Annotated in this window: 11 protein-coding genes; 5 read left to right on the forward strand and 6 right to left on the reverse strand. The window is 63.8% G+C overall.

Going from position 1 to position 12,767, the window contains the following annotated elements:
• Positions 1-46 precede the first annotated feature (46 nt).
• Positions 47-2,716 (forward strand): Ig-like domain repeat protein, encoded by a 2,670-nt coding sequence (locus FFS30_RS02810; RefSeq protein WP_137911589.1) that lies wholly within the window; start codon positions 47-49, stop codon positions 2,714-2,716.
• Positions 2,717-2,731: 15 nt separating this feature from the next.
• Here the strand turns inward: FFS30_RS02810 and murJ are convergent, their stop codons facing one another.
• Positions 2,732-4,339 (reverse strand): murein biosynthesis integral membrane protein MurJ, encoded by a 1,608-nt coding sequence (murJ, locus tag FFS30_RS02815; protein WP_137911590.1) that lies wholly within the window; start codon positions 4,337-4,339, stop codon positions 2,732-2,734.
• Positions 4,340-4,440: 101 nt separating this feature from the next.
• Here murJ and rpsT point away from each other — a divergent pair, with 101 nt between their 5' ends.
• Positions 4,441-4,704, forward strand: a complete 264-nt coding sequence (gene rpsT / locus FFS30_RS02820; protein ID WP_137911591.1) for a 30S ribosomal protein S20 — start codon at positions 4,441-4,443, stop codon at positions 4,702-4,704.
• A 206-nt stretch (positions 4,705-4,910) separates the two neighbouring features.
• Here rpsT and cgtA read toward each other — a convergent pair whose 3' ends face one another.
• The 4 genes from cgtA to FFS30_RS02845 all read right to left on the reverse strand — a co-directional run bounded on the left by cgtA (position 4,911) and on the right by FFS30_RS02845 (position 7,115).
• On the reverse strand, positions 4,911-5,960 hold the full coding sequence (gene cgtA, locus FFS30_RS02825; protein ID WP_137911592.1) for an Obg family GTPase CgtA: 1,050 nt from the start codon (positions 5,958-5,960) through the stop codon (positions 4,911-4,913).
• A gap of 183 nt (positions 5,961-6,143) precedes the next feature.
• The gene (rpmA, locus tag FFS30_RS02835; protein ID WP_137911593.1) at positions 6,144-6,404 is read right to left on the reverse strand and encodes a 50S ribosomal protein L27; all 261 of its coding nucleotides are present in this window, start codon (positions 6,402-6,404) and stop codon (positions 6,144-6,146) included.
• A gap of 15 nt (positions 6,405-6,419) precedes the next feature.
• Entirely contained in the window at positions 6,420-6,731 is a 312-nt protein-coding gene (gene rplU, locus FFS30_RS02840; protein ID WP_137911594.1) for a 50S ribosomal protein L21, read from the reverse strand.
• A 99-nt stretch (positions 6,732-6,830) separates the two neighbouring features.
• Positions 6,831-7,115, reverse strand: a complete 285-nt coding sequence (locus tag FFS30_RS02845) for a hypothetical protein (RefSeq protein WP_137911595.1) — start codon at positions 7,113-7,115, stop codon at positions 6,831-6,833.
• A gap of 263 nt (positions 7,116-7,378) precedes the next feature.
• Here FFS30_RS02845 and uvrA point away from each other — a divergent pair, with 263 nt between their 5' ends.
• Together uvrA and FFS30_RS02855 are read left to right on the forward strand one after the other, a co-directional pair.
• Positions 7,379-10,231 (forward strand): excinuclease ABC subunit UvrA, encoded by a 2,853-nt coding sequence (gene uvrA / locus FFS30_RS02850; RefSeq protein WP_137911596.1) that lies wholly within the window; start codon positions 7,379-7,381, stop codon positions 10,229-10,231.
• Positions 10,228-10,653: a thioesterase family protein gene (locus FFS30_RS02855; RefSeq protein WP_137911597.1), complete on the forward strand. Its 426-nt coding sequence runs from the start codon at positions 10,228-10,230 to the stop codon at positions 10,651-10,653. Before uvrA ends, FFS30_RS02855 begins: the two co-directional genes overlap by 4 nt.
• Before the next feature lie 103 nt (positions 10,654-10,756).
• Here the strand turns inward: FFS30_RS02855 and FFS30_RS02860 are convergent, their stop codons facing one another.
• A complete protein-coding gene (locus FFS30_RS02860; protein ID WP_137911598.1) occupies positions 10,757-11,188 on the reverse strand; it encodes a copper chaperone PCu(A)C in 432 nt (143 codons plus the stop codon).
• Positions 11,189-11,300: 112 nt separating this feature from the next.
• Here FFS30_RS02860 and FFS30_RS02865 point away from each other — a divergent pair, with 112 nt between their 5' ends.
• Positions 11,301-12,743, forward strand: a complete 1,443-nt coding sequence (locus FFS30_RS02865) for a hypothetical protein (protein ID WP_137911599.1) — start codon at positions 11,301-11,303, stop codon at positions 12,741-12,743.
• The last annotated feature ends 24 nt before the right edge of the window (positions 12,744-12,767 follow it).

Raw genomic sequence — 12,767 nt, forward strand, 5'->3', positions numbered from 1 at the left:
AGCAGCGCCGGTTACGATTCGCCGTAACCATTGAAGAGGCCGTCTCATGAATCTGCGCATTCGGAGAATGCTGCGCTCAGCCGCGATCACCCTTGTCGCCTTCTGCCCCCTCGCGGCGACCGCGGCACCAGCTGCGTACATCGCCAATTTCGGCGACAACACCGTTTCGGTGGTCGATCTATCTTCGTTCGCCGTCACCAACACGATCGCGGTCGGCGCCGGGCCGCAGAGCGTTGCGATTCACCCGAGCCGGCCTCGCGTCTACGTAAGCAACTATAACGACGGCACGGTCTCGGTGATCGACACCCAGCTCAACACCGTCGTGGACACGATTTCGTTGACGGCTTTATCGATTCATCCCTGGTCCGTCGTCGTCGATCCTTCGGGTGGGCACCTTTACGTCGGTCTCGATGGCGGACCCAGCGCCAATCCGCAGCCTCTCGTAGCGACAATCGATACGACGACCAACCTGTCGAGCACGTTTCTCCCAAACCGCACCGCGGTTCGTGGCTTTGCCTTCAGCCAGGATGGTGCGCACCTGCTGCTGACTCGAAACGTCTTCAACATCGTCGAAAGCGCCACGGTCCCCTCGGGCAGCGGAGGCAATTGGACGAACCAGCAAGAACCCGGTGCGTTCGGCATCGCGGTGGACGCCAACAATCAGGCATTCTGGGTCGATCACAACTGCAACGGCATCGATACCTGCGGCAGTATCCGGACAAAAGCCGCCGGCGCCGGTCTCGGCGCCAGCACGCCGCTGCTCACGAATGAAACCCATCCCACCTCGATCGCGGCGGATGCGAGCAGCCTGTACTGGACGACGAACGACAACCCCGGTACGGTGCGCACGATGATCAAGACCGGCGGCGCGGCGACATCGCTCACGACCGGTCTCAACACCCCGCAAGCCATCGCCCTGGACTCGAACTACGTCTACGTCACCGAGTCGGGCAACAACAGGCTGGTGCGGATTGCCAAAACCGGAGGGACTCCAACCTACCTTACGGTAGGCACCACACCGAATTCCTTCGGCAATTTCATCGGCAACAACGCCGGATTCGCCGACTCCAGCAATATCACGATCGGCGCGAATCCCGCCGCGTCGAGCTACGGCCAACCTGTCGTGCTGACCGCAACGATAGCGCCCGGATTTTCCGGCGGCACGGTGAATTTCTGCGACGGCGGCCCTGCGAATGACGCGCGCTTCTGCAGCGGCGGTACGCCGCTATGCGGTGGACCGGTCAACGTCAGCGGCAACACGGCCACCTGCACCACGAGCACGCTCGCGCTCGGCACACATGCGATCACTGCGCGCTACAACGGTGCCGGCTTCACCTCCACCACCCCCTCCGCGGCGACCGAACAGGTCGCGGCGACGGCCACCACGACCGCGCTGACAAGCGATGCGAATCCCAGCGTCTTCGGTCAAACCGTAACGTTCACCGCGAGCGTAAGCGCGAATGCTCCCGGCACGGGCACGCCGTCCGGCACCGTGACCTTCCTCGACGGCACAACGACGCTGGCTTCGGTCACGCTCAATAGCGGCGGTCAGGCGGCGTTTTCGATCGGTTCCCTCGGCGTCGGATCCCATTCGATCAGCGCCAGCTATTCCGGCGACACGAATTTCAGCGCCGGCACCAGCGCCGCACTGAACCAGGTCGTAAACCAGGCTGGCACCACAACGACCCTCGCCAGCAGCGTCAATCCGAGCGCACCGGGGCAGACCGTGACGCTCACTGCAACCGTCAACGTCAATGCACCCGGCGCGGGTACGCCATCCGGCACGGTGACCTTCCTCGACGGCACGACGGTGCTTGCTTCGGTCACGCTCAATGCCGGCGGCCAGGCGACCTTTTCCACCGGCGCACTGAGCGCTGGGTCGCACGCCATCACCGCCAGCTACTCCGGCAGTACGAATTTTTCGGCCAGCAGCAGCTCTACGCTGACGCAGGTCGTGAACCATGCGGCCAGCACGATGACGCTGAGCAGCGGCAGCAACCCGAGCACATTCGGACAAGCCGTAACCTTCACCGCCACTGTCAGCGGCTCATCCGGGCCGAGTACGCCGACAGGCACGGTCACCTTCGTTGATGGCACAACGACGCTCGGTACAGGAGCACTGAACAGTAGCGGCCAGGCAGTCTTTTCCACCAGCACGTTGCATGCGGGATCGCACACGATCAGCGCCAGCTACCCGGGCGATGCGAATTTCGCGGCCAGCAGCGGCACGCTGACACAGTCCGTAAACCCGGCGACGACTTCGGTTGTTCTCAGCAGCAGCTCGAACCCCAGTACGTTCGGACAAGCCGTCACTTTCGGCGTGTCCGTGAACGCAGGGCAAGCGCCGACCTTCGCACGCACTGTCGGCGCACAAGCTATGCCGGCGGCAAAAATGGGGCTCGCGCTCGCGTCGGCAACCGGCATGCTGACCATCCTCGACGGAACGACGACGCTGACAACAGTGGCGCTCGACAGCAACGGTCAGGCTAGCTATTCAACCAGCGCGCTTGTTGTCGGCACTCACGCCATCACGGTCAACTACTCCGGCGACAGCAATAATGCACCAAGCAGTGCGAGCATCAACCAGGTCGTCAATTCCGCCGTCGTCGGTACACCAGCGGTAGCGGCGCCGGCAGCGAATTCCGCACTGCTCGGCCTGCTCGCTCTACTGCTCGCCGCGACGGCCATCGGCGCATTGCGCCGGCCTGGAAATTGATTCGTCTCTCAGGTTTTAGTGCGCGCGCAAATCGCGCAGACGCATGCCGCCGGCATAAAGGGCGGCGATATAGACGCCGCCAGCGACAGAAATGATGGCGCCCAACCGCCAGGCGCGCTGAACCACGCCGGCCGTCGTCCATTCGGGCCAGATCGCCAGACCGGCGAGGATCACGCCGACCATCAGCACGCAGGCCACCGTCAGGCGCAGCAGATGCCGCCCCCAACCTGGCTCGTGCCGATAGATGGCCTCGCGGCGCAGCGCGCGCCAGAGCAGCAGCAAGTTGAGATAACTCGCCAGGCTCGAGGCCAAGGCCACACCCATATGCAGGCCGCGCACGTTGGCGATGCGCGCGAGCAGCCCTTCTCCGGGCATCTCCGCACCGCGCCAGAGCAGGTACAGCGCACCGACCAGGAGGATGTTGAGCGCCATGTTCGCGACCATCGCGGCGATGCCCGCGCGCACCGGTGTTTTCGTGTCCTGGCGCGCGTAGAACGCCGGAACGAGCACTTTGACCAGAGCAAACGCCGGCAGGCCGAAGCTCAGCGCGGACAAGCTCAGCGCAACCATGTCCGCGTCGCCCGCGGTGAATTTGCCGTGCTGGAACAGCGTCGCGACGATCGGCTTGCCGAGCAGGACCAGACCGAGCATGGCCGGAACCGCGATCAGCAAGGTCGTGCGCAGACCCCAGTCGAGCGCGCGCGAGAACCCGGCATGGTCGGTGTTGACGTGATGACGCGACAGGCTCGGCAGGATCACAGTGCCGAGCGCGACGCCGAAGATACCGAGCGGCAGTTCGAGCAGGCGGTCGCCCGTCTGCAGCCAGGTCTGCGAGCCGGTGATCAACAGCGAGGCGATCACCGTGTCGAGCAAGAGGTTCACCTGCGCGACCGACGAACCGAACAGGGTCGGGATCATGAGCCGCATGATCCGTCGCACTTCCGAATGCGCCCAGCCCCAACTCGGCCAGGCAAGCAGGTCGAGCCGGCGCAGCGCGGGGAACTGAAACAGCAATTGCAGGATGCCGGCGATGAAGATCGACCAGGCCAGCGCCTTGATTGGCACCTGGAAATAGCGGCTCCACCACAGCGCGCCGACGATCATGCACAGGTTGAGGATGACCGGCGTCAACGCCGGCAGGGCAAAGCGGTGGAAGCTGTTGAGCACACCGCCCGCGAGCGCGGTCAGGGAAACGAACAGCAGAAACGGGAAGGTGATGCGCAGCAGGTCGGAAGTCAGCTGCGCTTTTTCCGGCGTGTCGAGCGCGCCGAACGAGAACAGCGCGGCGACCTGGTCCGAACCGAGCACGCCAAGCGCAGTGACGACCAGCAGTACGCCGCCGAGCGTCCCGGCGGTCTTCGCCACGAGCGCCTTCAGCTCCGCATGCGAGCGCTTTTCCTTGACCTCGGTGAACACCGGCACGAAGGCCGTGCTGAACGAGCCTTCGGCAAACAGCCGGCGCAGGAAGTTCGGGATGCGGAAGGCGACCCAGAAGGCATCGGTCATCCAGCTCACGCCGAATGTCGCGCTGATCGACTGATCACGCACAAGGCCGAGCACGCGCGATATCATCGTCATCGCGCTGAACGAGAACATCGAACGCAGCAGGCTAGGCGGCTTCATGCGACGGAAACGCCGGCCAAGTTGACCAGACTTGACATAACCATTACAATTCCGCCCCTTTTTCCACCCCCGATTTTCATTCTTTTTTCTGGAGTCATCCCTTGGCCAATATCAAATCTGCGAAGAAGCGTGCGCGTCAGGCCGTCAAGCGCAACGCCCGCAATTCCAGCGCGCGCTCGGCGCTGCGCACCTCGATCAAGAAAGTCGTCAACGCGATCGCCGCGAAAGACAAAGCCGGCGCCGAAGCCGCCTATAAGGCTGCTGAGCCGATCATGGACCGCTATTCGAGCCGCGGCCTGATCCACAAAAATAAGGCTGCCCGCCATAAGAGCCGCCTGAGCGCGCATATCAAAGCCCTGGCCTGATTCTAGGCACTTCGCTTTGCCGAGAAAGCCGGCTGATGCCGGCTTTTTTGTTGGCTTTGTCTTTTCCGTCGGTCTCGCGCAGAGGCACGATTCGTTGCGTCCGGTTTCGGCTCCGATGGGCGCTTTGGTGCGCGCCGGAACGAAGGACAAAGCGGGCACGATTAACCACGCTCCGGCGAACGATTCCGGGCCAGCCGGAACTGCGCTCAAGCGTCCTCGCTCGGCGATTCCTGCGCCGCCTCGGCCTTGAGCCGATCGAAGAAATCCTGGATTTTCAGCGCAACCGGCCAGATTCCCTCGCGCGCAATCGCGGAGACGACGAACCACGGCTGCTTCCACTTGAGCTTGCGCACGAGCGCCTTGGCGAGCTTCTCGCGCTCGTCCTCGGGCAGCAGATCGGCCTTGTTGAACACGAGCCAGCGCGGGCGACCGAGCAGATCTTCGTCGAACTTCTCGAGTTCCGCCTCGATCGCGCGCACCTGTTCGGCCGGATCGGTCTCGCCATCGAGCGGCGCGATGTCGACCAGATGCAGCAGCAGACGCGTGCGCGACACGTGCTTGAGGAACTGAATGCCGAGCCCGGCACCTTCCGCCGCGCCTTCGATCAGGCCCGGAATATCGGCGATGACGAAGCTCTGGTCTGTACCGATGCGCACGACGCCGAGATGCGGCTGCAAGGTCGTGAACGGGTAGTCGGCCACGCGCGGAGTCGCTGCCGAAACGGCACGGATGAAGGTCGACTTGCCCGCGTTCGGGAAACCGAGCAGGCCGACGTCGGCGAGCACTTTCAGCTCCAGGCGCAACTCGCGGGCTTCGCCTTCCGTACCCGGTGTCGCCTTGCGCGGCGCGCGGTTGGTCGAACTCTTGAAGTTGACGTTGCCGGCGCCGCCGTGACCGCCCTCGGCGACCTTGAGCAACTGGCCGTGATGAGTCAGGTCGCCGATCACTTCGTCGGTATCGACGTTGATCACTGCGGTGCCGACCGGCACGCGGATGATCCTGTCCTCGCCGGCCTTGCCGGCCATCTGCCGCCCCATGCCGTTCTCGCCGCGCTGCGCACGGAACGAGCGCTCGTGGCGGAAATCAATCAGGGTATTGAGGCCCTCGTCAGCGACGAGGAAGACGCTGCCGCCGTCGCCGCCGTTGCCGCCGTCCGGCCCGCCGAACGGAATGAATTTTTCACGCCGGAAACTCACGCAGCCGCTGCCGCCGTTGCCGGCGTGGACGGTGATCTCGGCTTCGTCGACGAATTTCATTTGAGTAAGGTAATAGCGTGAGCGGTGAGCGGTGAGCGGTGAGCGGTGAGCGGTGAGCGGTGAGCGGTGAGCGGTCAGAAGCGTAAACGCTTTTTGCTTTTTGCGCTCACTGCGGAGGGCTTACTTCACAGAAACGAAAAGCCCGGCACGAGGCCGGGCTCTGTCGATTCGCTGGCGCGCGGATCAGACCGCGGCAACCACGCTGACCGTGCGACGGTTCTTGATGCCCTTGGTGCGGAACTCGACGGTGCCGTCGACCAGCGCAAACAAGGTGTGATCGCGACCGAGGCCGACGCCGGCGCCCGGATGGAACTGGGTGCCGCGCTGGCGCACGATGATATTGCCGGCTTCGACGGCTTGGCCGCCGTAGATCTTCACGCCGAGGTACTTCGGGTTCGAGTCGCGGCCGTTACGGGTACTGCCGCCTGCCTTTTTATGTGCCATGACTGATTGCTCCTCTTAACCCGAAATGCCGGTGATTTCGATTTCGGTGTAATGCTGCCGATGACCTTGCTGCTTCATGTGGTGCTTGCGGCGGCGGAATTTGATGATACGGATCTTGTCGAGACGGCCGTGCTTGACGACCTTGGCCACGACCGAGGCACCGCTGACGGTCGGCGCGCCGACCTTGATGCCTTCGCCGGAGCCGAGCAGCAAAACCTGGTCGAAATTGACCGCGGCGCCGACGTCGGCCTCGATTTTTTCTACGCGCAGGGTTTCCCCCTGAGCGACGCGGTATTGCTTACCGCCGGTGACGATAACTGCGTACATTGGGCATTCCTCTGTAGTTATTTTGACAACTGCCGTTAAAAACAGCCGCTTACTATAACCTTTTCAGGGAATTAACGTCAACACGCGGCGCGTGGCGGTCTATTCGACCTCGATTTCGATGCCGCCGATCACGCCGGCGACGAGATTGTAGATGAATGCGCCGATCGCCCCACCGATGAATCCGAACACACCATAGAGAATCGGCAGGAAAATCACTGCGCCGATGCCACCGATCAAGCCGGCCGCCGCCCCAGTGTCGCCGCTCATCCTGCCGATCATCGAGCCGAACAGCAGGACGAAGATGCCTGCGATGAGACCGACGATCGCGGCCAAGACGGCCTGGAAAACCGCGAGCTTGATGACATTGACGCTCTTGATGACCATTTTTGTCCCCGGAGTGAGGCGGATGTCCGCCGGCGCGGCCACGGTAGCGCCTATCCCCTACCCTCGCAATCCGTTTCGAAGTCTGCTGACAAACTGCGTCAGCAGACTTGCCGTACCGCCTCCTTGAATCGTGCTCGGGCTGGCAATATTGATGAGGTACGCTGGCGCGTCTCGATCGCCGAGACAGCTTGGCGCTGAAATCCCCTCCGCCGCGACTTGACCGGCGCGTTATAGTACTCAGTCGGCCCGAACCCCTTGCAGCTATGGATACGATCCGCATCCGCGGTGCCCGCACGCACAATCTGAAAAACATCGACCTCGACCTGCCGCGCGACAGCCTGATCGTGATCACCGGCCTGTCGGGCTCGGGCAAGTCTTCGCTCGCCTTCGACACGATCTATGCCGAGGGCCAGCGCCGCTATGTCGAGTCGCTGTCCGCCTACGCGCGACAGTTTCTCTCGGTGATGGAGAAGCCCGACGTCGACCACATCGAGGGCCTTTCGCCCGCGATTTCGATCGAGCAGAAGTCGACCTCGCACAACCCGCGCTCGACGGTCGGCACGATCACCGAGATTTACGACTACCTGCGCTTGCTGTTCGCACGCGTCGGCACGCCGCGCTGCCCGGACCACGGCATTCCGCTCGAAGCGCAGACCGTCAGCCAGATGGTCGATGCGACCCTGGCGATGAATGCCGAGCGCCGCTACATGCTGCTCGCGCCGATCGTGCGCGAACGCAAGGGTGAGCACCTGCAGGTGTTCGAGCAGTTGCGCGCCCAGGGCTTCGTGCGTGCGCGCGTCGACGGCGTACTGCACGAACTCGACGCCGTGCCCGCGCTCGCCCTGCGCCAGAAACACACCATCGAAGCCGTCATCGACCGTTTCCGGCCGAACGACGAGATCAAGCAACGTCTCGCCGAATCGTTCGAGACCGCGCTGCGCCTCGGCGACGGCATCGTCCTCGTGGTCGATCTCGACGACGAGAAATCGAATCCGACGATCTTTTCTTCGCGCTATTCCTGCCCGGTCTGCGACTACTCGCTGCCCGAACTCGAACCGCGCCTGTTCTCGTTTAACTCGCCGGTCGGCGCCTGCCCATCCTGCGACGGCCTCGGCGTGACCCAGGTGTTCGACCCGACGCGCGTGGTCGTGCATCCGAACCTGTCGCTCGCCGCCGGCGCGGTGCGCGGCTGGGATCGGCGCAACATGTATTACTTCCAGATGATCATGTCGCTGGCCAAGCACTACGGCTTCGATATCGACGCACCGTGGGAGTCGCTGCCGGAATCGAGCCGCAAGGCCGTGCTGTTCGGTTCGGGCGACGAGCAAATCACCTTCCGCTATCTCACCGAAACCGGTGCCGCGGTGACGCGCAAGCACAAGTTCGAAGGCATCGTGCCGAACCTGGAGCGGCGCTACAAGGAAACCGAATCGCCCGCGGTGCGCGAGGAACTCTCCAAGTTCATCAGCGAACGGCCCTGCCCCGACTGCCACGGCCAGCGCCTCAATCGCAGCGCTCGCAACGTCTTCGTCGCCGACAGCAACCTGTCCGCGCTGACCGCGCTGCCGATCGACCGCTCGCAGGCGTTTTTCGACACACTCAAGCTCGCCGGCTGGCGCGGCGAGATCGCGGCGAAGATCGTCAAAGAGATCCGCGAACGGCTGAAATTCCTTGTCGACGTCGGCCTCGACTACCTGACCCTCGACCGCCAGGCCGATTCGCTTTCGGGCGGCGAAGCGCAGCGCATCCGCCTCGCCTCGCAGATCGGCGCCGGCCTGGTCGGCGTCATGTACGTACTCGACGAACCCTCGATCGGCCTGCATCAGCGCGATAACGAACGTCTGCTCGGCACACTGACGCGCCTGCGCGACCTCGGCAACACGGTGATCGTCGTCGAACACGACGAGGACGCGATCCGTATCGCCGACCACATCGTCGACATCGGCCCCGGCGCGGGCGTGCACGGCGGCGAAGTCGTCGCCGAGGGCAAGCTCAAGAACGTACTCGAATCGAAGCGCTCGCTGACCGGCCAGTACCTTTCCGGCAAGCGCGGCATCGAAGTGCCGCGCAAGCGCCATCCTTTCGATCCGCAACTCGCGCTGCGCATCAAGGGCGCTTCGGGCAACAATCTGAAGAACGTCGATCTGGAAATCCCCGCGGGTCTGTTCGTCTGCGTGACTGGCGTTTCCGGCTCGGGCAAGTCCACGCTGATCAACGACACGCTGTTCCGCTACACCGCGGCCGAACTCAACGGCGCGAACGAGAAGCCGGCACCGTTCGAGAAAGTCGAAGGATTGGAGTTGTTCGACAAGGTCGTCGACATCGACCAATCGCCGATCGGACGCACACCGCGATCGAATCCGGCGACGTATACCGGCCTGTTCACGCCGCTGCGCGAGCTTTACGCGCAGGTGCCCGAAGCGCGCGCGCGCGGCTACCAGCCGGGGCGCTTTTCGTTCAACGTCAAGGGCGGCCGCTGCGAAGCCTGCGAAGGCGACGGCATGATCAAGGTCGAGATGCACTTCCTGCCCGACGTCTACGTGCCGTGCGACGTCTGCCACGGCAAGCGCTACAACCGCGAGACGCTTGAGATCATGTACAAGGGCCACACGATTTCCGACGTGCTCGACATGACTGTCGAGGACGCGCTGAAACTGTTCGAGCCCGTGCCCGCACTCGCGCGCAAGCTGGAGACGCTGGTCGACGTGGGCCTTTCGTATATCAAGCTCGGCCAGAGCGCGACGACCTTGTCGGGCGGCGAGGCACAGCGCGTCAAGCTCTCGCGCGAACTGTCCAAGCGCGACACCGGACGCACGCTCTACATCCTCGATGAGCCGACTACCGGCCTGCATTTCCACGACATCGAGCAGTTGCTCAAGGTGCTGCACCGCCTGCGCAACGACGGCAACACCGTGGTCGTGATCGAACACAATCTCGACGTGATCAAGACCGCGGACTGGGTCATCGATCTCGGCCCCGAAGGCGGCCACCGCGGCGGCCAGATCATCGCGACCGGCACGCCCGAAGACATCGCCAAGAACGAGGCTTCGCACACCGGCCGCTTCCTTGCGCGCGTGCTCGGCACGAGCAACGGCAAGAAGAGGAAAGCAGCATGAGCGAGACCACGACTTCCTCGGCACCGATGAGCAAGCTGTTCGAGCTGCGCATGCCGCTGCGCTGGGGCGACCATGACGCGCTCAACCACGTCAACAACGCCGCCTACCTGGTCTATCTGCAGGAAGCGCGCGTGCAATGGCTGGCCGAGCACGTCGCCGACTGGGCAGCCCACGACAGCGCGCCGATCATGGCCGCGGTCCATGCCAACTATCGCCGCCCGATCACCTGGCCCGGCGAGATCGTCGTCCAGTTGTTCTGCGAACGACTCGGCACCAGCTCGATCACGATCGCGCACCGCATCGTCGATGCGAAAGACGAATCCGTGCTCTATATGGACGGCAACGTCGTGATGGTGTGGATCAACCCGGCAACGGGCAAGTCGGTGCCGCTGCCCGAGCAGGTTCGCGCGGCCTGCGTGTAGAGGCGCGTCCCGCGCACGTTCCGCGAGAAAAGTATTCAATACGTTCGAGTTCCGCTCTTGCACCCGTCTAGCGGATCGAGAGCGGACTCGATGAGTCGAATCCTTACGGCGCGGTGTCGCGCACGACGAAACCGGCCGTCGCGCCGTCGCCCGGCTTTGCTTCAATGTGGATTTTTATACTACCGCCGGGCTTGATCTCGCCCTTGGGCCGCATCAGCATCAAATGCTTGCCACCCGGCGCGAAAACGACGCTCGCGCCCGGAGCGATTTCCAGCGGGCCGAGCGCTTTCATACGCGCCACGCCATCGACCTCGACACTCTCGTGCAGCGAGGCATCGCCGAACGTTTCGCTGCTTGCTCCGACCACCGTCAGCGGTGCGTCGCCGGTGTTGCGCAGAGTCGCGTAGCCGGCCAACATCATCGCGCCCGGCGGCGCGGTGCGAATCCAGGCGCGATCGATTTCGAGACGCCCGGCGGCCAGTGCGGTCTGGCTCAGCGTGAACACCAGCAAAAGCAGCGCAGTCAATCGGCGCATCGAAACATTCCTCGCAAGGTTTCTGGCTATGATATCGCGCATGACCGACCCAGCACGGACCGCGACCATGCGCCGCACGATACTCGCCGCTTCCCTACTCGCCGGATTTTGCATGAGTACCAACGCCCAGACGCCGCCCTCGCGCTATGCGCTCTCGATCTACAGTGCACAGGCGAACAACGGCGACGGCCTGTTTGAAACGAGCGATGCCGACAATGCGAACGCGGTCGGCGGCTACGCGGTGGTGCGCGACCGGCGCCAGTTCAATCTGAATCCGGGCAGCAACTCGCTCGAAGTGCGCGACGTCGCGCGCTATCTCGATCCGTCCGCGCTCAGTGCGCGCGTGGTCGATGCGGGCGACGCGACCATCGTCAGCCAGCGCTTCGACGATCAGACGCTGTCGTTCGACGCACTCGTGCAGCGCCAGATCGGCCATTCGGTCGAGATCGCCGGCAGCAGCGCGAATCCGAACGCGACGCCGATCACCGGCATCCTGTTGTCGAATAACGGCGGCCTCACCGTGCAACTGCCAGACGGCCGCGTGACGACGGTGACGGACTACGGCCGCGTCACCTTCCCCGACCTGCCGCGCGGCATGTCGGCGACACCGGCCCTGCGCCTCGACGTCAACGCAAAGCAGGGCGGCACGCGCAATTTCGAGTTCGTCTATCCCACCCTGGGCCTGGCCTGGCGCGCGGAATATTCGGGCTGGATCGGTGCGGGCGGCGACTGCAAACTCAATCTCTCCGGTTGGGCGCTGATCGCCGACCGCAGCGGCACGAGCTATCGCGGCGCGCAGGTCAAGCTGATCGCTGGCGCGCCGAACCGCGTCGGCCGCACCCAGGCGCCACGGCCGATGATGATGGCGAAAGCGGCCAGTGCCGATGTCGTCTCCGCCGCCGAAACCGGCACAGTCGGCGACTATCACGAATACACGATCGACACGCCGCTCGATATCGTCGACAACAGTCTGCAGCGCGTCGCGCTGTTCCCCGACCAGGCGGTCGCCTGTCAGCGCCAATACCTGTTCGAGGCGACGCACTATCGCGCCAACCCGGGCATGGCGCCGATCACCGATCGCAGTTACGGCGCGGGTACGCCGCCAGCCGTGCGCTCGACGCTCGCGTTCCGCATCGACCGCGCCCTGCCGGCCGGACGCGTGCGCCTGCTGCAGAATTCCAACGACGGCGCGCCCGAATTCATCGGCGAAGACCAGATCGGCCACACGCCGAAGAACGAGCCGATTGCACTCCAGCTCGGCGACGCCTTCGACTTGCGCGGCGAGCGCCGCCAGACCGATTTCCAGATCGACAAGGGCCAGCACAGCCTCAGCGAATCGTTCGCGCTGCGCATCAGCAATGCAAGCGACGCACCGAAGAGCGTGGTCGTACGTGAGCACCTGTATCGCTGGACGCAATGGAACATCAGCCAGTCCTCGGCCAAGTACGAAAAGAAAAATTCCGATACGGTCGAATTCAAGCTCGACGTGCCGGCGAACGGCGAGGCGACGGTGACGTACACCGTGCAATATCAGTGGACCGAGTCGTACAAGTGACTTGCGCGAAGCGCTTGGCGCTCC

It is taken from the genome of Rudaea sp. 3F27F6 (assembly GCF_005503555.1).
Lineage (GTDB): Bacteria > Pseudomonadota > Gammaproteobacteria > Xanthomonadales > Rhodanobacteraceae > Rudaea.